Source organism: Streptomyces sp. SN-593 (assembly GCF_016756395.1).
Lineage (GTDB): Bacteria > Actinomycetota > Actinomycetes > Streptomycetales > Streptomycetaceae > Actinacidiphila > Actinacidiphila reveromycinica.
In genome coordinates this window covers 4726534-4750025 of sequence record NZ_AP018365.1, presented here as the reverse complement: position 1 = coordinate 4750025, position 23492 = coordinate 4726534, and the positions used below count along the sequence as shown (strand labels likewise).

20 protein-coding genes are annotated in these 23492 nt (G+C 73.1%); 4 read left to right on the top strand and 16 right to left on the bottom strand.

From position 1 onward, the window contains the following. Position 1: 1 nt before the first annotated feature. The 7 genes from kynU to RVR_RS19880 all read right to left on the bottom strand — a co-directional run bounded on the left by kynU (position 2) and on the right by RVR_RS19880 (position 6993). The gene (kynU, locus tag RVR_RS19910) at positions 2 to 1480 is read right to left on the bottom strand and encodes a kynureninase (protein WP_202235138.1); all 1479 of its coding nucleotides are present in this window, start codon (positions 1478 to 1480) and stop codon (positions 2 to 4) included. Beyond that, positions 1473 to 2309 (bottom strand): tryptophan 2,3-dioxygenase family protein, encoded by an 837-nt coding sequence (locus RVR_RS19905; RefSeq protein ID WP_202235137.1) that lies wholly within the window; start codon positions 2307 to 2309, stop codon positions 1473 to 1475. The genes kynU and RVR_RS19905 overlap by 8 nt, the downstream gene beginning before the upstream one ends. 283 nt (positions 2310 to 2592) lie before the next feature. Further along, a complete protein-coding gene (locus RVR_RS19900) occupies positions 2593 to 3006 on the bottom strand; it encodes a DUF3151 domain-containing protein (protein WP_202235136.1) in 414 nt (137 codons plus the stop codon). A gap of 109 nt (positions 3007 to 3115) precedes the next feature. Further along, on the bottom strand, positions 3116 to 4138 hold the full coding sequence (gene fbaA, locus RVR_RS19895) for a class II fructose-bisphosphate aldolase (protein ID WP_202235135.1): 1023 nt from the start codon (positions 4136 to 4138) through the stop codon (positions 3116 to 3118). A gap of 205 nt (positions 4139 to 4343) precedes the next feature. Beyond that, positions 4344 to 4883, bottom strand: a complete 540-nt coding sequence (gene pyrE, locus RVR_RS19890) for an orotate phosphoribosyltransferase (protein WP_202235134.1) — start codon at positions 4881 to 4883, stop codon at positions 4344 to 4346. 191 nt (positions 4884 to 5074) lie between these two features. Further along, positions 5075 to 5872: an aldose epimerase family protein gene (locus tag RVR_RS19885; RefSeq protein WP_202235133.1), complete on the bottom strand. Its 798-nt coding sequence runs from the start codon at positions 5870 to 5872 to the stop codon at positions 5075 to 5077. 173 nt (positions 5873 to 6045) lie between these two features. Next, positions 6046 to 6993 carry an SRPBCC family protein gene (locus tag RVR_RS19880; protein ID WP_202235132.1) on the bottom strand — a complete coding sequence of 316 codons (948 nt, stop codon included), beginning with the start codon at positions 6991 to 6993 and terminating at the stop codon, positions 6046 to 6048. A 206-nt stretch (positions 6994 to 7199) separates the two neighbouring features. Here RVR_RS19880 and RVR_RS19875 point away from each other — a divergent pair, with 206 nt between their 5' ends. Next, positions 7200 to 7670: a DUF6023 family protein gene (locus RVR_RS19875; protein WP_202235131.1), complete on the top strand. Its 471-nt coding sequence runs from the start codon at positions 7200 to 7202 to the stop codon at positions 7668 to 7670. On the opposite strand, the gene RVR_RS19870 is transcribed toward RVR_RS19875, so the two are convergent. The 4 genes from RVR_RS19870 to RVR_RS19850 all read right to left on the bottom strand — a co-directional run bounded on the left by RVR_RS19870 (position 7665) and on the right by RVR_RS19850 (position 12758). Further along, positions 7665 to 9755 carry a hypothetical protein gene (locus RVR_RS19870; RefSeq protein WP_202235130.1) on the bottom strand — a complete coding sequence of 697 codons (2091 nt, stop codon included), beginning with the start codon at positions 9753 to 9755 and terminating at the stop codon, positions 7665 to 7667. The genes RVR_RS19875 and RVR_RS19870 overlap by 6 nt on opposite strands. Before the next feature lie 86 nt (positions 9756 to 9841). Further along, positions 9842 to 10156 (bottom strand): hypothetical protein, encoded by a 315-nt coding sequence (locus RVR_RS19865; protein WP_202239699.1) that lies wholly within the window; start codon positions 10154 to 10156, stop codon positions 9842 to 9844. Positions 10157 to 10321: 165 nt separating this feature from the next. Next, complete coding sequence (locus RVR_RS19855; protein ID WP_202235129.1) at positions 10322 to 11917, bottom strand: polyamine aminopropyltransferase; 1596 nt, start codon at positions 11915 to 11917, stop codon at positions 10322 to 10324. Positions 11918 to 12236: 319 nt separating this feature from the next. Then, entirely contained in the window at positions 12237 to 12758 is a 522-nt protein-coding gene (locus RVR_RS19850; RefSeq protein ID WP_202235128.1) for a DUF2617 family protein, read from the bottom strand. A gap of 362 nt (positions 12759 to 13120) precedes the next feature. Here RVR_RS19850 and RVR_RS19845 point away from each other — a divergent pair, with 362 nt between their 5' ends. Together RVR_RS19845 and selD are read left to right on the top strand one after the other, a co-directional pair. Further along, complete coding sequence (locus RVR_RS19845) at positions 13121 to 14404, top strand: pyridoxal phosphate-dependent aminotransferase (protein ID WP_202235127.1); 1284 nt, start codon at positions 13121 to 13123, stop codon at positions 14402 to 14404. Positions 14405 to 14646: 242 nt separating this feature from the next. Further along, entirely contained in the window at positions 14647 to 15711 is a 1065-nt protein-coding gene (gene selD / locus RVR_RS19840) for a selenide, water dikinase SelD (RefSeq protein ID WP_202235126.1), read from the top strand. On the opposite strand, the gene RVR_RS19835 is transcribed toward selD, so the two are convergent. From RVR_RS19835 to RVR_RS19820, 4 genes are all read right to left on the bottom strand, one after another. After that, positions 15685 to 16353: an adenylyltransferase/cytidyltransferase family protein gene (locus RVR_RS19835; protein ID WP_202235125.1), complete on the bottom strand. Its 669-nt coding sequence runs from the start codon at positions 16351 to 16353 to the stop codon at positions 15685 to 15687. The genes selD and RVR_RS19835 overlap by 27 nt on opposite strands. 51 nt (positions 16354 to 16404) lie before the next feature. Further along, the gene (locus RVR_RS19830; protein WP_202235124.1) at positions 16405 to 17604 is read right to left on the bottom strand and encodes a hypothetical protein; all 1200 of its coding nucleotides are present in this window, start codon (positions 17602 to 17604) and stop codon (positions 16405 to 16407) included. Further along, positions 17601 to 20012 carry an FxSxx-COOH system tetratricopeptide repeat protein gene (fxsT, locus tag RVR_RS19825; protein WP_202235123.1) on the bottom strand — a complete coding sequence of 804 codons (2412 nt, stop codon included), beginning with the start codon at positions 20010 to 20012 and terminating at the stop codon, positions 17601 to 17603. Before fxsT ends, RVR_RS19830 begins: the two co-directional genes overlap by 4 nt. A gap of 90 nt (positions 20013 to 20102) precedes the next feature. After that, positions 20103 to 20519 (bottom strand): hypothetical protein, encoded by a 417-nt coding sequence (locus RVR_RS19820; protein ID WP_202235122.1) that lies wholly within the window; start codon positions 20517 to 20519, stop codon positions 20103 to 20105. Between the two features lie 194 nt (positions 20520 to 20713). Between RVR_RS19820 and RVR_RS19815 the strand changes: the two genes are divergently transcribed. Beyond that, a complete protein-coding gene (locus tag RVR_RS19815) occupies positions 20714 to 21796 on the top strand; it encodes a glycosyltransferase family 4 protein (protein ID WP_202235121.1) in 1083 nt (360 codons plus the stop codon). 192 nt (positions 21797 to 21988) lie between these two features. Here the strand turns inward: RVR_RS19815 and argG are convergent, their stop codons facing one another. Further along, positions 21989 to 23440 carry an argininosuccinate synthase gene (gene argG / locus RVR_RS19810; protein ID WP_202235120.1) on the bottom strand — a complete coding sequence of 484 codons (1452 nt, stop codon included), beginning with the start codon at positions 23438 to 23440 and terminating at the stop codon, positions 21989 to 21991. Positions 23441 to 23492 lie beyond the last annotated feature (52 nt).

Here is a 23492-nt window from a genome sequence, read left to right as displayed (position 1 = left end):
GTTATGGGGTCCCTTCGCGGTCGCCCTCGGGCTGGCCTTCGGGTCGGGTCTCGGTGCCGGCGCCCGGGAGGACGCCGGGGTCGGCGGAGAGGTCAGCGGTGTCGGCGGTGCCGGCCGCGGTGTCGCGTTCGACGAGGATGTCGGCCAGCACCCGGGCGGCCCGCCAGGCGTCCGCGTAGCGGGTGTAGAGCGGGGTGAAACCGAAGCGCAGCACGTCGGGCCGCCGGAAGTCGCCGACGACGCCGCGTGCGGTCAGCTCGCGCATCACCTCGCCGGCGTCCACGCAGCGCAGCGACACCTGGCTGCCCCGTTCCGCGTGCGCCTCGGGCGTCACGGACTCCAGGCGGCCGGCGGGGGCGGTCGCGGCCACGCACTCCAGGAAGAAGTCGGTCAGCGCGAGGCTCTTGGCCCGCACGTCGGCGAGTGCGACGCCCTCCCAGGCGTCGAGGGCCGCGTCCAGCGCGAGCAGCGACAGGATCTCCGGTGTGCCAACGCGACCGCGCGCCGGGCCCTGCGCGGCCACGTAGCCGGGGGCCATGCCGAAGGGGTCGGCGTGGGAGTTCCAACCGGGCAGCGGGGAGTCGAAGCGCGGCTGGTGCTCGGCCCGCACGTAGAGGTAGGCGGGCGCGCCCGGACCGCCGTTGAGGTACTTGTAGGTGCAGCCGACCGCGAGGTCCACGCCGTCGGCGTCGAGGGCGACCGGCAGGGCGCCCGCGCTGTGGCACAGGTCCCACACGGCGAGGGCGCCGGCCGCGTGCAGGGCGGCGGTGACACCGCGCAGGTCGTGCAGCCGGCCGGTGCGGTAGTCGACGTGGTTGACGAGGGCGACGGCGGTACGGTCGGACGCCGCTCGCGCGATCCCGTCGGCGGGCACGGCCCTCAGGGTGCGGCCGGTCAGGCGCGCGGCGGACTGCGCGATGTAGCCGTCGGTGGGGAAGGTGGCGGCGTCGACCAGGATCTCGTCGCGTCCCTGGGGCGCCATGCGGACGGCGGCGACCAGCGCCTTGAAGACGTTGACGCTGGTGGAGTCGCCGACCACGACCTGGCCGGGCGCGGCGCCGACCAGCGGGGCGATCCGGTCGCCGATGCGTTCGGGTGCCGTCCACCAGCCGCTCTCCTCCCAGGAGCGGATGCGCAGCTCGCCCCACTCCCGCGCGACGACGTCGGCCAGCCGCGGCAGCACGGTGGTGGGCAGGGCGCCCAGCGAGTTGCCGTCGAGGTAGACGGGGGCCCGCCCGACCGCCCCGGCTCCCTCACCTGCTGCCCCGCCCGCTGCACCGCCTTCGCGCCCTTCGCGCCCTTCGCCGGCTTCGCCTCCTGCGCCGGCTTCGGCGGCATCGGCGGCATCGGCGGCATCGGCGCGGGACGTGTCCCCGAGGGCGAAACGGTCCCTGACGTGCGCGAGCGGATCGGCCGCGTCGAGGGCGGCGGCGCGAGCGGCGAGGGCGTCCGGGGCGACGGCGGCGGGAAGCTCAGACATGGCTGCGCGCCGTCCACAGCTCGGGGAAGACGTTCTTGGCGGCGCGCTTCTCCAGCCAGGCCACCCCCGCCGAGCCGCCGGTGCCGGCTTTGGCGCCCATCGCGCGTCGGGTCGCCACCAGGTGGTCGTTGCGCCATCGCCAGACGAGTTCGGCGACGTCGGTGAGCAGTTCGCCGAGCCGGATCAGGTCGGTGTCCTGGTCCTCGTCGGCGTAGACGGCCTGCCAGACCGCCTCGACCTCGGGGTGCGGTTCGTAGCGCAGCGCCGGGTCGCGGTCGAGCACGGCGGCGGGCAGGTCGTATCCGCGGCGGGCCAGGAGCCGCAGCACCTCGTCGTAGAGGCTCGGCTCGGTGAGGGCCTTCTCCAGCTCGGCGTGCGCGCCGGGGGTGCCGCGATGCGGCACGATCATGGACGCGGACTTGTCGCCGAGCAGGAACTCCAGGCGACGGTACATCGCGGACTGGAAGCCCGAGCCCTCGCCGAGGGCGGACCGGTAGGCGTTGAACTGCGCGGGGGTGAGGTGCGCGATCGGTTTCCAGGAGGCGTTGAGGGACTCGAGCTGGGGCAGGCTGCGGCGCAGCGCGGCGGTGGTCCTGGCCAGGTCGTCCTGCCGCAGTGCGGCGGCCGCGGTGGTCCACTCGTGGACGAGCAGGGTGAACCACAGCTCCATCACCTGGGTGGTGACGAGGAAGGCCATCTCCCCGGGGTCGTCGGAGAGCGGGTGCTGCAGGTGGGTGAGGACGGACGCCTGCACGTAGTCCTCGTAGGGCGTGCTGCCTTCGAACGCGAGGTTCGGGGTCGCCGCCTCGTCGATCGGTGCGTCGGACATGGTTCTACCTCCATCGTGCCCCGGGGTCGCCGGGCCTGTGCGGCGATCATCTGCGGTGCGGAGGGATCCGGCAAGGGCCGACAGGTCGCCGCGGTGGAGGGGCGGCGTGACCGGGGCGGGAGCGGGGGCGGCGTGACCGGGGCCCGCGGTGGCGGGCCCCGGAGCCGTCCGGCTGGTCCGCCGTGGTCCGCCCGGCTCCGGACCGGGGCGCGGGCGGACCGGCGGGCTCGGGGCGCGCGGACGTGGACCTACCGCGCGGGCCCGAGCAGGGGCGGGCGCGGGGTCAGCCCAGCGTGTCGGCGGCGGTCGGCGAGCTGTCCCGCAGGAAGGCCGTGCAGCGCTCGTACTCGTCCTGCTCCCCGATCCCCTGCGCGGCCCGGGCCAGCGCGTGCAGGGCACGCAGGAAGCCGCGGTTCGGCTCGTGCTCGAACGGGACGGGGCCGTGGCCGCGCCAGCCGGCCCTGCGCAGGGCGTCCAGGCCGCGGTGGTAGCCGGTCCGGGCGTACGCGTAGGACTCCACCACCCGGCCGCCCTCGAACGCGTCGTCGGCGAGCTGTGCCCAGGCGAGCGAGGAGGAGGGGTACTTCGCCGCCACCTCGGAGGGTGCGGCGCCGGAGGCCAGCAGCTCGCGCGGCTCCGGGTCGTCGGGCAGGTGGGTGGGGGCGGGACCCCCGAGCAGGTTCTCGTGATTGGCCATGGGCTCCAGTCTGCCCGAGCGGCCACGCGCAAGGCCCCCGGCAGGTGCCGGGGGCCTCGATCGAGCGCGGAAGGCGCCGTACCGCGCGCCGTCCGGCGCGCCGGACCGGCTACTTGCGGCGGTTGCCCGCCGAGCGCAGGTCCTGGGCGGCGACGACGACGCGCGCGGCCATCCCGGCCTCGGCGGCCTTGCCCCACACCCGCGGGTCGTACGCCTTCTTGTTGCCGACCTCGCCGTCGACCTTCAGCACACCGTCGTAGTTGCTGAACATGTGCCCGGCGACGGGGCGGGTGAACGCGTACTGGAGGTCGGTGTCAATGTTCATCTTCACCACGCCGTTCTCCAGCGCCTCGTTGATCTCGTCGATCGTCGAGCCGGAGCCGCCGTGGAAGACGAAGTCGAACGCGTCGGCCTTGCCGTACTTCTGGGCCACCGCGTCCTGCAGCTCGCGGAGGATGCCCGGGCGCAGCACCACGTTGCCCGGCTTGTACACGCCGTGCACGTTGCCGAAGGAGGCGGCCAGCAGGTAGCGGCCGTGCTCGCCGAGGCCGACGGCCTCGACGGTGCGGAAGGCGTCGTCGACGGTGGTGTAGAGGGAGTCGTTGATCTCGTGGGAGACGCCGTCCTCCTCGCCGCCGGTCGGGGTGATCTCCATCTCCAGGATGATCTTCGCCTTGACCGCCTCGGCCAGCAGCTCCTTGGCGATGGCGAGGTTGTCGTCCAGCGTCTCGGCGGAGCCGTCCCACATGTGGGACTGGAAGAGCGGGTTACGGCCGGCGGCCACCCGCTCCTGGGAGATCTTCAGCAGCGGACGGACGTACCCGTCGAGCTTGTCCTTGGGGCAGTGGTCGGTGTGCAGCGCGACCGTGACCGGGTACTTCTCGGCGACGATGTGCGCGAACTCGGCGAGGGCGACCGCACCGGTCACCATGTCCTTGCTGTACTGACCGCCCAGGAACTCCGCGCCGCCGGTGGAGATCTGGATGATGCCGTCGCTCTCCGCCTCGGCGAGGCCGCGCAGCGCGGCGTGCAGGGTCTGCGACGACGTGACGTTGATGGCCGGGTAGGCGAAGTTGCCGGCCTTCGCCCGGTCGAGCATCTCGCCATAGACCTCGGGGGTTGCGATGGGCATCGTTTCCGCTCCTCATGACTGTGCGGGTGGTACTGCTGGCATGCGTGGCGACGTCATCGTCGCCCTCATCTTCCCAGACTCGATCGAATACACCACCTCGCCATACACCGGAACCGCGGCGGGCGCATGGCGGACATGCGAAGGCTCCCGGGATGTTTCACGTGGAACGTCCCGGGAGCCGTGTATCCGCAGGTCGGGCGGGTGCTCAGGACAGGTCGAGGTCCGCGAGGGAGTACGCCGCGAGGTACGGCAGGCCCTCCTCGGCCACCTTCGCCGCGGCGCCCCGGTCGACGATGACCGCGACGGCCACGACCTCGCCGCCCGCCTCGCGCACCGCCTCGACGGCCGTGAGCGGGGAGCCGCCGGTGGTGGAGGTGTCCTCGACCACCAGCACGCGGCGGCCCTTGACCTCGGTGCCCTCGATCCGCCGCTGGAGGCCGTGCGCCTTGGTGGCCTTGCGCACCACGAAGGCGTCGAGCCGGCGGCCGCGCGCGGCCGCCGCGTGCAGCATCGAGGTGGCGACCGGGTCGGCGCCCAGCGTCAGGCCGCCCACCGCGTCGAACTCCAGGTCCGCGGTGAGGTCGAGCATCACCTGGCCGGCGAGCGGGGCGGCCTCGCCGTCCAGGGTGATCCGGCGCAGGTCGATGTAGAAGTCGGCTTCGAGACCCGAGGAGAGAGTCACCTTGCCGTGCACGACGGCCTTGTCCTTGATCTGCCGCAGCAGGGCGGTGCGTACGTCGCTCATACGGATGAGATTAGCCGAGCGAGGGATGGGGGTACGTTCCGGACAGAAGGGCGGAAGCGGGCCCCGAGCATGGGGCGCGGAAGCGGGTCCCCGTCGCCGTCGCCGGGCGAACCGCCGGCCGTCGCCGACCGCCGTTGGCCAGTCGCCGGGCCGACGCACCGGCCGGCCGGTCCTCCGGTCCTCCGGTCCCGTCAGCCGACCTTCTGCCAGTTCCACACCGTGGTGATCTCCAGCGGGTCGATCGGGGTGACCAGGCGGGGTCGCGTGTTCAGGCCGTTGGGCGGTCCGGACTGCGGCTCCACGCACACCGCCTCGGGCTGTTCGGTGTAGACGACGACCCACTCGCTCGGGCTGCTGACCCGCACCGTCATCTCCCCGGGCCAGTTCAGGGCGACCTCCACGCCGTCCGGCATCCCGAAGCAGTCGTCCCAGGGACCGGGCTTGGGGTCGATGCGGTTGCCGTTGGGCAGGTGGTTGTCGCCGCGCTCCTCCTGCCAGGCGGCGCTGAAGGCCAACTCGACGTCCTGGCCGCCCTGGCCGAGGTTGCGCAGCCACCACGGGTGCCAGCCGGCCTGCGCCGGGAAGGAGTCGCCGCGCGCCTCCACGGTCAGCGTCAGCTTCGCGGAGTGCGGGGCCAGCTCGACGGCGTGGGTCACCCGGCCGGGGTACGGCCACGGGTCGACGAGGTCGTAGTAGAAGGCCGCCGTGGTCTCCGTCGCCGGGGCCGCCTCGTGCCAGACCGAGTGCCGGCCGGTGCCGTGGATCGCGTGCGGCGGCGCGTCGACGGGGAGCTGGTGGGTCACACCGCCGTTGCGGAACACGCCGTTCTCGGTACGGCCGCACCACGGCACCATCAGGAAGGCGCCGAATTTGTCGCCCTGGCGCAGGAGTTCGGTCCCGCCGACCTTCAGCGAGGCGATCCGGCAGCCTTGCTCGGGCCGCAGGGTCAGTTCGGCGTCGCCCGCCGTCAGTTTCGTTTCAGTCTCCACGGAAGCGAGCGTAGCGGCCGGGGACGCGTGCGCTCACGCGCGCTCGCCCGGGTCCACCGCCAGGTCACCGCACCGGGTCACCCGTTCCGGCTCACCTGCCGCGAGGCGCCGCCGCGAGCCGCAAACCGCAGGGGCACAACAGCGGGGCACGACCGCGGGGCACCGCGTCCCGGTCATCTGCGGCGGCGCAGCACCCTGCCCACCACGACCGCCGACGCCAGCAGCGCGGCGGCCGCCGGCGCCGCCCACCGCAGCGTCGCCGCCGAGCTCGCGTCCGGGGCGGGCACGGGCGCGTACCGTCCGCGCGGCGGTGCGTGGTCGACCTCCTCGGCGCTGCGCCCGATCATCGTCCGCCGCGCGTGCGCCGCCTCGGCCGGGGGCACGAGGTCGTCGAGGGCGGCGGCGCTTTCCGGGACGTCCACCTCGACCTCGACGAGTTCGAACTCCTCCAGTTCGGCGCTCGGGTCGCCGAGGTCGTCCACGACGTCGGGTTCCTCCTCCTCGGCGACAGGCTCGTCCGAGCCGAGGTCGTCGGGGCCGGCTGCCTCGCCCGTACGGTCCTGGTGCGCGCGGCCCTCGACGGCGCCGTCCTCGGCGGAGGTCTCGGAGTCTCCCGAGCGGTCGGAGCGGTCGGAGTCGTGGGAGTCATCGGGGGCGGCCGGGGCGTCGGGGGCCGCGGGCGGAGTCTGCTCGGCGATGCCCGCGGAGAAGCGATCCAGCAGGCGCCGGACCGCCGCCTCCACCGCGGCGGGCTCGTACGACGTGAGCCGGCCGCTCGCGGTCGCCTCACCGCGGAAGGTGAGGGTCGAACCGGGCTGGGGCACCTCCGTGTCCGCCGGCGTGATCCGCACGCTGACCTCGACCACACCGTCGCCGCGCACCTCCGTCCCCCGCGCCTCCAGCGTGAAGGGCGGCGCGTCGCCGGTCACGGTGACGGAACCGCGGTAGGTGATGGTCGAGCCCGCGATGCGCAGCCGCAGCCGCCCCCGTGCCACGCGCTCGCCCACGGCCGCGTCCGGATCCGGCTGCCAGCCCGGCAGCGCGGACGCCACGGCGCCCGGGGTCCGGAACGTTTCCGCCAGCCGGGCGGACGGGGTCGGGACGAAAGACTCGTGCTCCATGCGGCGGAGCCTACCCACGCAGGACCGCATTGACGGCCCCGCGTACGGTTTTCCCCCGGCCGCCCGCCCCTCCCCACCCGCGGCTCCGCCACCCGGCCGTGCCCCTGATCCCCGACCGGCCCCCACCCGCCTCGCCTCCCGGCCTCACCGACACCTGTGCGGTACCTTCACTTCTGCCCGAATTCTCCGGGAGTGCGGAGCAGACGATGTCCCGGCCCAGGTACGGCACCCCCGCCATCCGCGTGGCCTCCACCGCTGCCGCGGTCCTCCTCCTCACCGCCGGGTGCGGCACGTCCCGGCAACCGGTCCGGCCCACCGCCGCTCCCCCGCGGAGCGAAGGGGAGCTGCGCCGGCAGGCGGAGGCGTTGCTGACGCGCTCGTCCGAGGTGCGGCTCCACTGGACGGGTGCCGTCGAGAAGCGGCAGCGGCTGGGCCGGACGACGCCGCGGCTTCCCGCCGGGAAGTACGTCCTGGAGGCGGCGTGCGCGGGGACGGGAGCGGTGGAACTCTACTGGAACACGAAAGAGGTCGACAACGACGCCGAACCCGAGGTGCGCTGCGGGGGTGGCGTGGCCCGGTCGTATTTCAATGGTGAAAATCTCGTGGCGTTCGCCTTCGAGCCGAGCGACATCTATCCCCCTTCCGGGTTTCTGTCATGGCAGATCGTCTCGTCATGAGGACGACTCGCGCCCCACACCGCGTCCCAGCAGCGAGTCGAACGCGCCGCGGCCTGCAAGCCTCCTCACCACTGCGGGATCCGCGATCCAGTCGCTGTAGGAACCCAGTTGGCGTGGCGTCATCTTCGCGAGTGCTTGGGGTCCGCCGTACTTCCTCAGCACCGAGACGAAGTCATCCGACGGCCCGGTGACGTACCGAACAGGACTGCCACCGCGTCCGTGAGGATCGCCCGTGTAGGTGGAGGCCGCAGCGTGGCCGGGCAATTGCACCGTGACGGGACGGATGCTCTTGATGGAACTCTCCGTGCCCACGATTGCGGACGCGTGAGTGGCGAACGTGGCCCACCACGTCGTGCTCAACTCCGCGTCCTGAAGACCTTTCAGCCCATCGACCAGGTCCTCGGGCGCCTCGCCGGGCGTCGCCATCACCGTCTGGTGAATCCAGTTCTCAAGGATTCCCGTGGCCATCTCCTGGCCCTTCGCCTCGACGAAGCCGGCCGCGCCGTCCGAGCCGGTGGCGAGGCTGGCGGCCGCGTGGACGAGCGTCTCCCGTGAACTGGTCATCGCGTCCGCCCACGCCTGGCTCTCGTTCCCGAGCCGCTGCTCGGTCGTCGCGAAGACGTCACCGTAGAAGCCGTCCATCAGGCCCTTCGAAAAGCTGAGGTACGTGACCGCGTCCTGGTCCTCGTCACTCACCCCGGCGGTCTCGGCGTCGTTCACGAGTTTCCTGCTGCTCGCTTCGAAGAGCGCGCTCATGCTCGCTGCCGCGTGGGGGTCGCGGATGGACTCCTCCATGAAGGCCCTCCATACCGAGGGGTGGAGTTCGAGGCCGTCGCGGGTGGGGTCCTGGGAGCGGGTGAAGGCCGCTGGGCTCCAGGTGGGGGCGGCCCAGAACGCGTCCTGGGCCGGGGAGGTGATCGCGTACTGGAGGTCGTCCCAGTGCTGGGCCAGGATCTCGGAGAAGAGGAGGGAGACCGCGGGATAGGGGTGGACGGTCTGGAGGTCGGGGTCCCGGGTGTGGGCGAGGTTCGCGGCCAGGAGCCACGCGGTGTTGCGGTCGGAGAGGGCGGGATGCGTGGCGCGGAGGGTGGTCGTCGCGGCCTTGAGGGCTGCGGTGAACGCCGCGATCCGCTCAGGGGTGGTGCTTCCGCCGCCCGGGTAGAGCGCGTTGGTCGTGATGTCGGGGCGCAGCGCCACGAACTGCCCTGCGGCAAGGGGGTTCTTGGTGAGGGCGTCGAAGAGCTGGACGTAGTGGTCGGCGCGCCAGGGGTCGGGGGCCGCGGGGGAACCGGACATGCGCGGGGTGACACTGCGGACCTCGTCGGTGGTGAAGGCGCGGTCCGCGAGGGTGACGAGGAAGCCGGCGTCGTAGGTGCCGCTGTCGACGAGAGGGAGGAGGAGGTCGGGGCGGAACCCCTGGCCGGGGTCGTCGAAGCGGTCGAACCAGGCGGACCAGAAGGCGCGTTGGGCGGCCGGGGGACTCATGTCGGCGGCGACGCGGGTGAAGCCGCCGAGGGTACGGGCCAGGACGTCGCGGTCGTATGCGAGTTGGTCGGGGTGGTCGACGTAGCGGTGGTCGTAGGGGCTGCCGGACATGGAGTTGGACAGTTGGGACAGGCGGCGGGGGCCGAGGGAGCTGTAGAAGCCGCGGAGGAAGTCGCCGTCGTGGCCGCCGGCCGCCAGGGCGGCGAAGAGGTCCTCGGGGACGGCGCCGTCATGGTCGGCCATCTGCCGGTCGAAGTGCGCGGCGAGCGCGCGTCCTTGGGCGGTGGCGCGAGCCGCGGCGCCCGACGTGACCGCGCCGTCGGGCAGGAAGGCCAGCGTGCGCTGCGACGCGTGCTCGCCGATGACGGCGGCGAGGCGTTGCCGGCGCCGGAGCATGGGCAGTTCGCCGTCGGCCCAGCGGGCGATGGCCAGGAGCCGGTCCAGCGGACGGGTGTCGAGGCCGTAGCGGACGAAGCGGGCACGGAAGAGGGTGGCGCTGTCGTGCAGCCGTTTCGTGTCGTTCTGGAGCGCGTGGATGGTACCGGGCAGCCGGTCGGGGTCGATCCCGGAGAAGGTCTGTCCGCGCTGGGGGTGTCCCATGTGTCGCCGTCCCATGTCGCTGCGGTCCGCGGGTGAGTCGTGGAGCGACGGGCCGCGTCGGATGCGTGCGGGATACGGCGGACCTGTTACAGCAGGTCCACCTGGAGGCTCTTCGCCTCGCCCACGGTGACCTTCTCCGCGCAGGTGCCGATCGCCGCCTCCACCAGGGGCACCAGCCGCCCGAGTTGCGCGAGTATGTCGGTCCGCCGCCCTTGGGCCTCGGCGTGCCACGCGTCCGCGGCCGGGCCGACCCAGATCTCGCCGCCGCCGACGTCAGCGCAGCAGCCCGCGAGCAGGGAGCGCAGTTCGTCCATCTCCTTGAGGAGATCCCCGCGCAGCGCGACCAACTGCCGCCGCCACGGGTTGTCCACCATGGGCCCGCGGCCGTCCTGCGCCGACACCCGCCGCCTCCCTTCCCCGCGCCCCGCGCCCCGCTCGGCACCGGCACCGGCACCGGCACCGGCACCGGCACCACGACGCAAGGTCACTCCGGAGCCGCCAACCACCCTTCCCAACAGGTCAATTCTGGCACATCCCGGAACACGGTTCGTCACTTTTCGTGCACACTATTCGGTGATCCGCGGACGCAGGAGCGTGGACGGCGGAACGCGGTGGTCCGGGCGGGTCCGGTCGGCGCGGCCTTCGGCGGCACGGAGGTCCGCGAGGGTGAGCACCCGGCGTGAGGACGGGCCGGCCGGGAGCACGAGGCGGGGCGGGGCCGACGTGGGCGCCGCCAGCAGGAAGTTCCAGTCGGCCGGCGCGCTACAGGCACGTGTGGCGGTCATCGCGTACGGGGTACCGCTCAGCGACACGGCGTGGAGCGTCGCGTCCGTCGTCCACAGGGTGTGGGTGGAGGACCCGGCGTCGACCGCGAACCGCCCCCCGTCGGCGAGTTCGTGTGCGGCGAGCCCGTAGAACTCCTGCGAGTAGAGCTTGGCGCTGTCGGAGTTGCCGGGTTCGGGCAGGTCCTCGATGATCACGTCGTACGGGCGGCGGGTGGGGCTGCGTCCGCGCACCGACGTCCGCAGCCAGTCGAACACGTCGCCGCCCACCTCCCGCACCCTCGGGTCGTCGAAGGCGTGGCCGTTGAGCGCGGTGAGCCCGGGGTCCTCGCGGCCCAGCCGGGCGAGTTCGGGATCCCCCGGGACCACGGTCACCGCCGACACGCCCCGGTGGCGCAGCACTTCGCGCAGGGCGAGCCCGTCGCCGCCGCCGAGGACCAGCACCCGGGCGTGCGGTCCGGCCATCGCCGGCTCCACCAGCGCCTGGTGGTGGGCGGTCGCGTCGGGGCCGCACACCGTGAGGTCGCCGTCGACGTAGAGCCGCAGGGAGGAGCCGCCGCCCACGCCGGTCCCGCCGGCCAGCACGATCTCCTCCGCGCCGGTCTGCTCGGCGACCCGCACCCGGCTGCCGTAGACGGCGTGCCGGGCGGCGCGTTCGAACGGCGCGGCGCCGACCGCGGCGCAGGCCAGCAGGGCGAGCACGCCGACATTCGCGGTGAGCAGCCAGCCGCTCGCGCGCGCGGACAGGTCGCCGCGGAAGAGCCACAGCACGATGGCGCCGCCCGCGACCGCGTTGACCGCGCCCGTCGCGAGCGCGCCCGTCAACTGCCCCAGGAACGGCAGCAGGAGGAAGGAGAAGGCGAGGCCGCCGACGAGCGCGCCGACGTAGTCCGCGGCGAACAGGTCGGCGACGGCGCCGCCCGCGTCCTGGCGGCGGATGCGCTGCACGAGCGTCATCAGCAGCGGGACCTCCGCGCCGATCAGCACGCCGATCGCGAACGCGCAGCCGATCATGGCGAACCTGGCCTGGCCGTACCAGGCGAAGACGGCGTAGAGCGTCATCACCGACAGCCCGCCGACGAGGGCGAGCGCGGACTCGACCGCGACGAAGGCGGCGGCCGCGTGGTTGCGCAACCGTTTTGCCAGCAGCGACCCGCAGCCCATCGCGAAGACCATCACCGACAGCACCAGCGACGCCTGGGTGACCGAGTCGCCGACCAGGTAGGAGGCGAGGGCGACGAGTTCGAGTTCGTAGACCAGCCCGCAGGCGGCGCAGACGAAGACGGCGGTGAGCACCAGCGCGCGGGCCGCGCGCGGGGCGACGGGCAACGCCGAGGAGAGCTGGCGGGGGGCTTGCGGGCGTCCGCGCTGGTCGAGCATGAATGCACGCTATGTCAGGCTTGCTCCGTCGCCGGTCACCCACAAGGGTGCAATCCGGCGGTGGGGGTGGGCGGATGGCGGCACCGGGAAGCGCGCGGGGGTACGACGAGGGCCCGGTGCGGTACGGCTCGCGCCCGGCGCGGTGCGGTCCCGTACGGGCTCCGGGCCACACCCGTACGAACCCCGCGTGCCGCACCGTATGAGACCCGCGCACGACACCGTACGCACCTCGCGCACCTCGCGCACCACACCGTACGGACCCGCGCGCCGCGCCCACGGACCGGCGGCCGTGAACCACCCCCGCGCACGACGGGATCGCTCAGCGCGTCACGCGCAGCTTGGTCCGCGTCGCCACCAACCGCCCCTCCTGCGGGTACGCGTGCCAGGTCCGCCACCGCACGTTCCCCTCCCCGCACTGCACCAGCATCGCGGTGAAGGCGTTCGGGTCGCCCGGGAAGGTGCCGGCGAGGCCGTGCGGGTGGTCGGCGACCAGGGCGAGCAACTCCTGGGCGCGGGCGGTGAAGGAGCCGAGCGAGAGGTGCTCGATGCGGGCCGCGAACTCGTACTCCCACGTGCCGAGCCGGCGGGAGACGCCGAACGGCAGCGGCGCCTGGCTGCCCGGAAGGCACGCCACCGTCTCGGAGCAGCCGTCGCCGCCGGCGTCGACGAGCACCTGGTGGGAGGCACCGAGCAGGCGTAGCTCGACATCGGCGCGGAGTGCCGCGGCGTCGCCGACCCGCACGCCGAGGGTGGCGAGCGCGGGCAGCGCGTCCTTGTCCAGGCACCAGGCGAGGTCGCCCGCCCGGGTGTCCGTGTATGCGGTGTCAATGGTGGTGAGCATGGGGAGGCTCCGCGGGCACGCTGGGGATCGCCCACGCGGCGCGGACGGGCCGTCCCGCCCCGCCGCGAGGCGAAGGTGCGGTGGCTTGCGCCGGTGGGGGCCGGGTGGATCAGGGGTGGTTCGGCACGGATCGCGGTGGACCTGGCTCGGCCCAGCGGATTCGGGGTGATCTGGATGATCGGGAGGCCCCGAGGAGATCCGGGACCAACGGAACCACGGATCGTGCTCCCCGTTCAGCGTTTTTACCCATCTGTGCGTACTTTCCATCCCTTGGAGCGCTTACGAGTTCAGGTGTTCCGATATGACAACCCGGTACCATCGGCTGATCGATCGGCGGGCACGTGGAGAGCGGGTGGAACGCGATGGCGGGCACGGCCGGGGCGGCGGGCACGGCGGGCGAGCCGGACGGGACGGTCGGAACGGTCGGAACGGGCCGCTCCGGTGGCCCCGGGGGTTCCGGTGGCCCCGGAGGCGCCCGCCGCCCGTTCCTGAACCGCCGGCTGGCCGGCCTGGGCACGACGATCTTCGCCGAGATGTCGGCGCTGGCGGTGTCGACCGGGGCGATCAACCTCGGCCAGGGCTTCCCCGACACCGACGGCCCGGAGTCCGTCCGCGAGGCGGCCGTCCGGGCACTGCGGGACGGCCGGGGGAACCAGTACCCGCCCGGCCAGGGCGTCCCCGAACTGCGCGCCGCCGTCAGCGGCCACCAGAAGCGCTTCTACGGGCTCGACGTCGATCCCGACACCGAGGTACTGGTCACCGCGGGCGCCACCGAGGCCATCGCCGCCGCGATGCTCGCGCTCCTCGAACCCGGCGACGAGGTCATCGCCTTCGAACCGTTCTACGACTCCTACGCCGCCTGCGTCGCCATGGCGGGCGGCGGCCGGGTCCCCCTGACGCTCCGCGCACCCGACTTCCGCCCGGACCTCGACGCCCTGCGGGACGCGGTCACCCCGCGCACCCGACTGCTCCTGCTGAACAGCCCGCACAACCCCACCGGCATGGTGCTGACCCGCGACGAGCTGACCGCGATCGCCGAACTGGCCGTCGAACGCGACCTCCTGGTCGTCACCGACGAGGTCTACGAGCACATCACGTACGACGGCGCCGAGCACGTCCCGCTGATCGGCCTGCCCGGCATGCGCGAGCGCACCGTCGCCATCTCCTCGGCCGGCAAGACCTTCTCCTTCACCGGCTGGAAGGTCGGCTGGGTCACCGGTCCGGCCGAGTTGGTCGCGGCGGTGCGCACCACGAAACAGTTCCTCACCTACGTCGCCTCGGGGCCGTTCCAGTACGCCGCCGCCGAGGCGCTCGCGCTGCCCGACGCGTACTTCACCGGTCTGCGCGACGACCTGCGGGCCAAGCGCGACATCCTGGCCGACGGCCTCGCCACCGCGGGCTTCGAGGTCTACCGCCCCCAGGGCACCTACTTCATCACGACCGACATCGCCGACCTCGCCCCCGACACCGACGCACTGACCTTCTGCCGCACCCTCCCCGAACGCGCCGGCGTCGTCGCCGTCCCCAACTCCGTCTTCTACGACCACCCCACCGCCGGCCGCACCCAGGTCCGCTTCGCCTTCTGCAAACAGCAGAACCTCCTCCGCGAAGCCGCCGACCGCCTACGTCAACTGTCCAACGTCTGAGGATGTCCGCGCCTGGGTGATATCGGAAGCTGTCCGCCGATCGGTCCTTCTGTGGCAGACGTTGGGGGCCCTGCGGGCACCAATCGGCGCGGACCCGGCAGCGGCGGGCCCCCGTGGGTGGGAGCGTCTCGACCGGAGGGGCCGGATCGGCTGGTCGGGTGTACCGGACCCGCGCTGGAAGGGCCGCCGGGTCCGAGGCGCTGTGGGCCCCTCCGCCCGAGGTGATGGGAGCCGTACGCCACATGGTCAGCAACCCGGATTCGACGAGTGTTCCGCGCACCGAACTCTGGAAGACCGCGCGCTGCGGTGGTTGCGCGCGCAAGGTGCCCGCCCTGACGGCCCAGAGGTTCGCGCGTCTGGCGGGGCAGGGTGACGGGCAGGACCTCGGTTCCCGTTACATGGCGGACGTCGCCGCCGTGGAACTCGGGGACGGCCGGGTCCTCGGCCTGACCGTCGACTTCATCACGTCGGTCGTTCCCTCACCCGTGCACTACGGACGCATCGCCGCCGCGAACGCGCTCTCGGACGTCTACGTCGCCGGCATGGTGCCCCGCTTCGCCCTGAGCGTCGCCTGCGTGCCCCCGGGGGCGGGCACCGAGGAGTTCGCCGACGCGCTGGATGCCGCCGCCGCGGTGCTCACCGACGCCGGGTGCGCGCTGGTCGGGGGCCACTCGGTGGTCGATCCCGAGGCCAAACTCGGCTTCGCGGTGGTCGGTGTGCCGAATGCGACGGGGCGGCTCCTCGTCTCGGGAGCCCGTCCTGACGACGCCCTGGTGCTCACCAAGCCTCTGGGCGTGGGGATCCTGACCTCGTCCTGCCGGGCGGGGCTGATCGACGAGGCTGCGCTGGGCCCCGCGGTGGAGGCCATGACGGCGACCAACGCGTTCCTCGTCGACCTGGTCGAGGGCCCGCTGGGCGGGGCGGTGCACGCGGCGACCGACGTGACCGGGTTCGGACTGCTCGGCCACCTCAAGGAGATGTGCGTCAGGGACCGGCTCGGTGCGACCCTGTCGCCGACGTCCCTTCCCGTTCTCGACCGGGTGTGGGACCTGGCAGCGGGAGGCGCGCACACCTCGGCCTTCGAGACCAACACGCAGTACGTGCGGGACGTGTGCGGTGAGGGGCTGGCGGCACTCCGGCCCGAGGAGAGGATCGTGCTCACCGATCCGCAGACGTCGGGCGGTGCGCTCCTGGCCGTGGCCCCCGAGGCCCTTGACGCCGTCCTCGCCGAACTGCCGGGCCCGCCCGGATCGGCTGTGGTCGGCCGGCTGACCGCCGACTCAGGCCGGATCACCTTCACCGGATGAGCCCGGGGTCCGGCCGGCGGCGGAGTCCGGGGGGCCGCCGACGGAACCCGGGGGCCGGCCCTCCACGGCACCCGGGAGCCGGCCGGTCACGGCATCCGTCGTCCAGCGGTGGACCCCGCCACTCCGTATCGACCGGACGGTGGCGTCCGGCACCATCTTCTCGAAGCGCGCGTCGCCTGTCGCGACCAGGCGTCTGACCTCGGTTCCCGAGTACACGCGGGGACGGTCGTCCCACAGGACCTCGACGGTGTAGCCGACGCTCCGCAGCATGGCGACCTTCTCGCGGTTCCACTCCTCGTAGATCGTGGTCAGCACCGGTACGGCCGTGGGCAGGAACTCCGGCAGGACGGCGAGGTCCTCGACGGGAAAGGGGATCACGTCGAACTCCGCGGCCGGGACTCCCTCGTGGACGAGGGCCTCCCGGATCATCGACCGGCGCTCGTAGAAGGTCCAGGGATTGCTCTCCGGCAGGGCGCGGTGGGGTGCGGAGACGGAACCACCGGCCAGCCGGGAGCGCACGAACTGGGTCACCCCGACGTGCAGGAACCGGCAGCGCTCCTTCGCGGCGAGCAGGTACTCCACGTGTCCGAGATGCAGGGGCTGGAAACGTCCGTGTGCGGACGCGACGTCGTACTGGGGCATGTCGTGGCAGGCCTCCGGTCCTCTTCGAAGGGGTTCTCGGCGTAGGGGACGTCAGCCGAGCAGATCGCGCCGGTGCCGCCAGGCCAGACGGAGGAGAGCGGCGCCCGCCGTCTCCAGCGGCAGTTCGGTGACGAGCCGATGGATCTCCGCCTCGTCGAACCGGAAGAGCCGGGGCGCCTCGGTCTCCCCGGTGGTCACCAGCCGTCCTTCGGCGTTGGTGCCGCTCATCCGCCGGGCCAGCTCGTCCCAGAGCTCGGCGTCGATGACCATGACCGTCAGCAGGTCCGTGGCGAGGGTCAGCGCGTCCGTACCCATGCCGAGGACGTACGTACGGATCCTCCTGCGGGTGCGTTCCCGGTCCAGCCGTGCCGCGACGGGCCATGTCCCGTAGTCGATCGGCTCCGCCGTACCGGGGTCCTCCGGTTCCCCGAGCAGTTCCTCCGCGAACTCGCGCAGCACGCAGCGCCACACCGAGAAGTCGTTGACGCGGGAGTGCGGGCCGGTTCCCGCCGGTTGGAAGATGCCCACCGGCACGACCATGTACAGGCCGCCGGCCTGACCGACCTTGGCGGGGTCCCGCCAGTGGAGCGGGAAGCACGCGTGCCCGGTCGCCGGGTCGTGGCGCAGGACGAGGGTGGCGACGGCCAGGTTGCTCGGCCGGTCGTCCGGTCGGCATGGGCCGCCGAGTGCGTCCCTGAGCGGTGTCGCGCGTGGGGGTGCCGCGTGTCGAGGCGTCGCACGCCCGAGGCGCATCACCGAGGCGGCGTACTCGTGCGCGCACGCCTCGCCGAGGTCGATCCCGTCGAAGTAGCTGCCGGCCCCGAAGCGCATGCAGGACCGGTCCGGTCCGCCCGTCAGGTCGGCGTGTCGCAGTTGGTAGGTGAAGCGGTCCTCGAAGACGGCGGGGCGTGCCAGTTCCCGCATGGCGGCGGAGTACGAGGGAAAACGGCCGACGTCGTCGCGCCGGGGCAGCAGCCCGCTGTCCTGGGCGACCCGCCGCAAGGCGGCGTCGCGGCCGGGAGAGGCGGGGGTGTCGTCCCACTCGGTTCGGACCGCGTCCATCTCCAGTGGGCGCTCCGGCAGCCACTCCGGCCGGGTGAGCAGGGCGGTGTCCTCGACGGTCGGGGCACCGCCGTAGCAGTGCCGGGCGCTGATCGACAACTGGTGACGGTTTAGCCGGAGATGCGCCCTGACAGCCAGCCAGTCGGCGCGGTCGGCGGCGGCGGTGCCCGCGCTGTCGTCGTCGGTCACTCGGACTCCTCCTGGCCGGTCGGCGGGACGTGGTAGGACGCGAGGTGTTCGCTTGAGATGAGGGTGTCCCGGTGGGCGTCTCCGAGCACCTTGCGCCGCCCGGTGTGAGCACGCCGGTCCAGCGCGTAGGCCGCGTTCGTCTCGCCGACGGCGAGGAGGTCGCGGGCCAGGTTGTGCACCGAGTCCAAGGTGTGCGGGTGGTCGCGGCCCAGCACGGCCTCCCTGCGGTGCAGCACGTCTTCGTCCAGGGCACGTGCCTGCGCCGGCTGTCCCAGGGCGAACAGGTCACGGGCCAGGCTGTTCGCGGAGTCCAGCGTGTGGGGGTGGTCCTCCCCGAGGGTGGCCCTGCGCAGTTCCAGCACTTCCTCGTCCAGGGCCCTGGCCTCCTCCATGCGGCCCAGGATGCGCAGGTCGCGGGCCAGGTTGATGCCGGAGATCAGGGTGTGCAGGTGATCGCCGCCCAGGAGGCGCTGCCGCCGCCGGAAGGTGTCCTCGTCCCACTGGCGCGCCAGTTCCGGCTCACCCATGGCCCGGAGGTCGCGCGCGACGTTGTTCGCCGTGATCAGCGTCTGCTCGTCGTCGGGCCCCAGGTGCCGGCGCCTGCGCCGGTAGGTCTCCTCGTGCAGTTCCCTGGCTTTCGGGACATGCCCCAGGTCGTACCAGGCGCGGGCCACGCTGTTGGCCGCCCACATGGTGAAGTACGCGTCCGCGCCCTCCTCCCGCAGCCATCGCTCGTGGAGTTTCGACGCCAGGGCGAGCCCGGGCTCGGTCTCGGCACGGGTGAGCAGGTACCAGGTGGCGTTGCAGGCCAGCGCGCGCAGCCCCGGGGAGGGGCTGTCGGCCGGGTTCGCCGCGAGCAGGTGGGGCATGAGTCTGGCCCAGGCGGGCCAGGACGCCGGGTGGGCGGGGTCTCCGGGGTCCGCCGCGACGAGCAGTTCCTCCATGACCGACCGGACGCGGGCGGCCTCGTCGTCGCTCAGGCCGTCCCTGACGATCGCCTGCGTCAGCCGGTGCACGACGATGCCGTCCGCACTCGGCTTGCCGAGACCGAGGTTCGTGATCCGGCCGACGCATCGGTGCAGGGCAACCAAGTCGCCTGCCTCGCCGGTCAGTTCGGCCATCGGAGCACGCTGCTCACCGCCGGGCGGACCTGACGGGGCCAGCAGGACGACAGGGACCGGTTCGGGGGCGAGGAAGGCGCAGACCCACATCACGGCCTGCGCGGTGGTGTCGATGTCGGCGAGCCGCTCCATGGTGGTGGCCACCGTGGCTGCGAGCGATCTCGGGTACGAGGTCGGCTGAGTGGCGCTGAGCACCTCGTTGGCCCGCGAGCGGAGCGATTCGAGGTATGCGGCGGGGCTGCAGCCGGTCTCCGTGAGGAACCCGCCCGCCTGCGCCAACGCCAGCGGGAGGTCGCCCAGTTGCTCGGCGAGGCGGTGTGCGTCCTGGTCCGGCAGGTCGGGCACGCACCGGCGCAGCAACGCCACGGACTCCGCCCGGCGCAGGACGTCGACGTCGAGGGGCAGCGCGAGTTCGCCCCAGCGCTGGTGACGGGAGGTGATGATCACATGGCCTTCGCCCTGCGGCAGCCAGGGGGCCGTCTCGTGCGGGGACTCGGCGTTGTCCACGACGATCAGCCAGTCCGCGGTGGACTGCAGGTGGGACTGGACCGCGCGGACCGCGGCGGGGGTGTCGCCGCCCCTGTCCACCAGGTCCAGGTTGACGGCGAGTTCGGCGTACTGTTCGCCGATGAGGTCGACGCGCTCCGCGTCGAGCCACCACACCAACCGGTACGCGGCCCGGTGCCGGTGGGCGAACTCGACCGCGATCTGGGTCTTCCCGACCCCGCCCCAGCCGCGCAGCGCCTGGACCACCGCCCGCCGTCCGCCGCGCAGGTGCGCGTCGAGCCGGTCGAGCAGGTCCTCGCGGCCGGTGAAGTTGCGGTTGCGCGGGGGGATGCGGAAGAGCCCGGCCGGCGCGCCGGTACCTTCCGGAGCCTCCGCGGCCGCGAAGACGTTGAGTTGTATGGGCACGTTGACGGCGGGTCTCGGGCGGTCCCGTGCCGCGCCGGCGGGCGGTTCCGCGCCGAGGCCGGCGACCAGGGCGACCAGTCGTTCGGCGCCGTCGGGACGGCTGCGCAGGAACTCCTGGAAGATGCCCGTCCACAGCCGCTCGGCGTCGGGTCCAGCCGCCTCCGTGGGGTTCGGGGCGCCGTCACGGGCGGCGCCCCACAGCGCGGAGGCGGGCGGCAGCGCTCCTCCGGGCGGCGCCCCGTCCCCGCCGTCCCACAGGCCGGCGACCTCTCGGGACGCGGCCCGGGCCCGCCCGCCGTCTGCGTCGGGATCCGACAGCGCCCCCACCACCGCGGAGGCGGCTGCCGCTGCCAGAGCCGTGGACTGATCATCCATGAGCCCGCCTTCGTCGCCGTGCCTCGGCACCGCACCGCCCGTTCCGGCACAGGAGCGCGAGGAGCGGCGTGTTCCGGGCATGTTCCGGAGCTAGTTGAAGTGGTTGACCTGGGAGTTGCCCGCGGAGTTGTTGATCTGCACGCCGCGTGCGCCGCGCAGGTCGAGGGAATGCCGGTCCCCCGCCTCGGGGGCCAGGGACCGGAGGCGTTCGACGGCGGCGGCGACGTCGGCGGCGAAGCGCGGGTCCTGCCGCACGGCGCCCTCCAGCGCGTGGCGCACCTCGATCTGAGTGGAGAGCAACGGTCCCTCGGCGCTCGCGGCGCCCTCCCGCTCCAGGGCGACCAGCGCGGGCTCCCGCCCGAGTTTGCGGGCGACCACGTCGTGCAGGTGGTCGAGGGCCGTGTCCACGGCGGCGTCCGCCTCTTCGTCCAGCCGACCGGCGGCCCTGCGGGCCTTACGGACGGCCCAGGCGATCAGATACCCCGCCGCGATCTCGAGACCAACCATGGAAGACCCCCCGATACCGGTAAGCCTGCGCAGGAACCGTGTCTTTACGGCCCGCCCAGCATAGCCAGCCGCCGGCGCACGCACGGTTGAACGAGCCGGTTACGGGAAAAACGGTGCACGACGGCGGACCCGCCGACGTCGCCCCGGCGCCAGACCCTGGAGCGCGCGTGAGCCCCTCCCGCAGACTCACCCTCGTGGCCGGCAGTCCTTTCTCCGGCTCCGGCGTGGGCACGCTGGCCGGCCGCTACGCCGACCTGCTGGAGCGCCGCGGGTGGAGTACGCGCGTGTTCGTGCCGGAAGGCCCCACACATCAGGAGGGCAGCCGGACACCGTCCGCCCTCCCCTACGAGCGGCTGTTCGCCGCAGGGCGACGGGCGGTCGAACAAGGCGACTACGTGGTGGTGTTGGGGCTCCCGGACGATCGCGCCCACGCGCAGCGGGCGGTGGACACGCTCACGGGGCTGCCCCGCTGCGCGCTGCTGTGGGAACGCCCCGCCCGGCCGAACGCCGAGGTGGCGGCCGATCTCTCCGGCGTCGCGGGCCTGCGCCGGGTGTGGACGCTCAACGAGGTCCACGCACGGAGCCTGCGCGGCATGCTGCCCCGCACCACGACCGTCTCGGTGGCCCCCTTCTGCCTTCCCGCCGCCTTCCTCTCCGAGCCGTCGGCTCCGCCCGACCCGACCACGCCCCCTTACGCGGTCTACCTCGGTCGCTTCGACGAGTGGAAGGGCGCCTGCCTCCTGGCGGAGGTGTGGGCCCACCGCGTCCACCCCGCCACGGGCACCGCGCTGGTCATGATCGGTTTGGGCATGGCGCCCGGCTCGGCGGGGGAGAACCTGGTCCTGGCGACCGCCCGCGACCACCCCGACCGCGTTCGGCCGGTCCGCACGACGCGGATCGACGACCGGGTCCGACTGCTGCGGCACGCCGTGGTCGCCGTGTTCCCCGGCCGGCACGAACACCTTCCGCAGTCCCTCATCGAGGCCATGGCCGTCGGCACGCCGACCATCTGCACGGCGATCGACGGGTACGCGCCCGTCGCGCGCGACCAGGTGACCAGTCTGCTGGTGGACACCGGCCTGCGGGGGCTGGAGACGGCGGTGCTCCGGCTGCGTGACGGCCCGGAGCTGCGGGAGTCGATCTCCCGGCAGGCGCGGGACGAGGTACGGCGACGATTCCATCCGGACGCCGCCGCCGTGTGGCTGGAAGGGTTGATCACGGCTCTCGGGGAGTCCGGTGCGCCGGAACGGCCCGACGCCGGCACCGCCGATCAGTGACGGCCGGTACGACGTCACGCCCACTGCCACCGGCACCCGCCTTACCCGGCGCCACGTCGGCACGGCGCCATGTCGGCACGGCGCCACGGCCACCGGATCCGACCGGGGCTCCGGGCCGCGCCGAAGACCCGGGCCGCCCATCTGCGGCCCGGGGTCCACGGGGTCCCGCGTCCCCTCGGAGCAGGGGGCGGGTCAGTCGGTGCCGGACTCCATCGCGGCCAGGTCCAGCAGCTCGTCGTCCTCGGCGGCCTCGCCGCGGGAGGCGATCGCCTCGGCGCCGCCCTCGGGCAGCCGCGGCATGGTGCCGATCAGGCCGGTCGCGGCGGCCTGGGCGGCGCCGATCACGGGGCTGCCGGAGCCGATCAGGCCGAGCTGGGCGTACTGCTCCAGCTTGCCCCGGGAGTCGGCGATGTCGAGGTTGCGCATGGTGAGCTGGCCGATCCGGTCCACCGGACCGAACGCGGAGTCCTCGGTGCGCTCCATCGACAGCTTGTCCGGGTGGTAACTGAACGCGGGGCCCGTGGTGTCGAGGACCGAGTAGTCCTCGCCGCGGCGCAGCCGCAGGGTCACCTCGCCGGTGACGGCCGCGCCGACCCAGCGCTGGAGGGACTCGCGGATCATCAGCGCCTGCGGGTCCAGCCAGCGGCCCTCGTACATCAGGCGGCCGAGGCGGCGGCCCTCGGTGTGGTACTGGGCGAGGGTGTCCTCGTTGTGGATCGCGTTGACCAGCCGCTCGTACGCCGCGTGCAGCAGGGCCATGCCGGGCGCCTCGTAGATGCCGCGGCTCTTGGCCTCGATGATCCGGTTCTCGATCTGGTCCGACATGCCCAGGCCGTGGCGGCCGCCGATGGCGTTGGCCTCGGTGACCAGCTCGACGGGGCCGAGCTTCACGCCGTTGACCGTGACCGGGCGGCCCTGGTCGAAGCCGATCGTCACGTCCTCCGCGGCGATCTCGACCAGCGGGTCCCAGAACCGCACGCCCATGATCGGCTCGACGGTCTCGACACCGGTGTCCAGGTGCTCCAGCGTCTTGGCCTCATGGGTGGCGCCCCAGATGTTGGCGTCCGTGGAGTACGCCTTCTCCGTGCTGTCGCGGTAGGGCAGCTCGTGGTCGAGCAGCCACTGCGACATCTCCTTGCGGCCGCCGAGCTCGGTCACGAAGTCCGCGTCCAGCCAGGGCTTGTAGATCCGCAGGTGGGGGTTGGCCAGGAGGCCGTAGCGGTAGAACCGCTCGATGTCGTTGCCCTTGAAGGTCGAGCCGTCGCCCCAGATCTGGACGTCGTCCTCCAGCATCGCCCGCACCAGCAGGGTGCCGGTGACGGCGCGGCCGAGCGGGGTGGTGTTGAAGTACGCCCGCCCTCCCGAGCGGATGTGGAACGCCCCGCAGGCGAGCGCCGCCAGCCCCTCCTCGACCAGGGCCGCACGGCAGTCGACCAGGCGCGCGATCTCGGCGCCGTAGGCCAGCGCGCGGCCGGGCACCGAGGCGATGTCGGGCTCGTCGTACTGGCCGATGTCGGCGGTGTACGTGCAGGGGACGGCACCCTTGTCACGCATCCACGCGACCGCGACCGAGGTGTCGAGACCGCCGGAGAAGGCGATGCCGACGCGCTCGCCGGCGGGGAGGTTGGTGAGGACCTTGGACATAGCAAGAGTATGCACCGAGATGCATGTTCATGCAATGCCCGAGGTGGCGGGC

Bases quoted from the DNA above. Each gene is read 5' to 3' on its own strand.
- RVR_RS19850 (WP_202235128.1), bottom strand. From the start codon at position 12,758: ATGCTCACCACCATTGACACCGCATACACGGACACCCGGGCGGGCGAC.
- RVR_RS19880 (WP_202235132.1), bottom strand. From the start codon at position 6,993: ATGGAGCACGAGTCTTTCGTCCCGACCCCGTCCGCCCGGCTGGCGGAA.
- RVR_RS19900 (WP_202235136.1), bottom strand. From the start codon at position 3,006: ATGGCCAATCACGAGAACCTGCTCGGGGGTCCCGCCCCCACCCACCTG.
- RVR_RS19855 (WP_202235129.1), bottom strand. From the start codon at position 11,917: ATGCTCGACCAGCGCGGACGCCCGCAAGCCCCCCGCCAGCTCTCCTCG.
- selD (WP_202235126.1), top strand. From the start codon at position 14,647: ATGGTCAGCAACCCGGATTCGACGAGTGTTCCGCGCACCGAACTCTGG.
- RVR_RS19845 (WP_202235127.1), top strand. From the start codon at position 13,121: ATGGCGGGCACGGCCGGGGCGGCGGGCACGGCGGGCGAGCCGGACGGG.
- RVR_RS19870 (WP_202235130.1), bottom strand. From the start codon at position 9,755: ATGGGACACCCCCAGCGCGGACAGACCTTCTCCGGGATCGACCCCGAC.
- kynU (WP_202235138.1), bottom strand. From the start codon at position 1,480: ATGTCTGAGCTTCCCGCCGCCGTCGCCCCGGACGCCCTCGCCGCTCGC.
- pyrE (WP_202235134.1), bottom strand. From the start codon at position 4,883: ATGAGCGACGTACGCACCGCCCTGCTGCGGCAGATCAAGGACAAGGCC.
- argG (WP_202235120.1), bottom strand. From the start codon at position 23,440: ATGTCCAAGGTCCTCACCAACCTCCCCGCCGGCGAGCGCGTCGGCATC.
- RVR_RS19820 (WP_202235122.1), bottom strand. From the start codon at position 20,519: ATGGTTGGTCTCGAGATCGCGGCGGGGTATCTGATCGCCTGGGCCGTC.
- fbaA (WP_202235135.1), bottom strand. From the start codon at position 4,138: ATGCCCATCGCAACCCCCGAGGTCTATGGCGAGATGCTCGACCGGGCG.
- RVR_RS19905 (WP_202235137.1), bottom strand. From the start codon at position 2,309: ATGTCCGACGCACCGATCGACGAGGCGGCGACCCCGAACCTCGCGTTC.
- RVR_RS19835 (WP_202235125.1), bottom strand. From the start codon at position 16,353: ATGCCCCAGTACGACGTCGCGTCCGCACACGGACGTTTCCAGCCCCTG.
- fxsT (WP_202235123.1), bottom strand. From the start codon at position 20,012: ATGGATGATCAGTCCACGGCTCTGGCAGCGGCAGCCGCCTCCGCGGTG.
- RVR_RS19875 (WP_202235131.1), top strand. From the start codon at position 7,200: ATGTCCCGGCCCAGGTACGGCACCCCCGCCATCCGCGTGGCCTCCACC.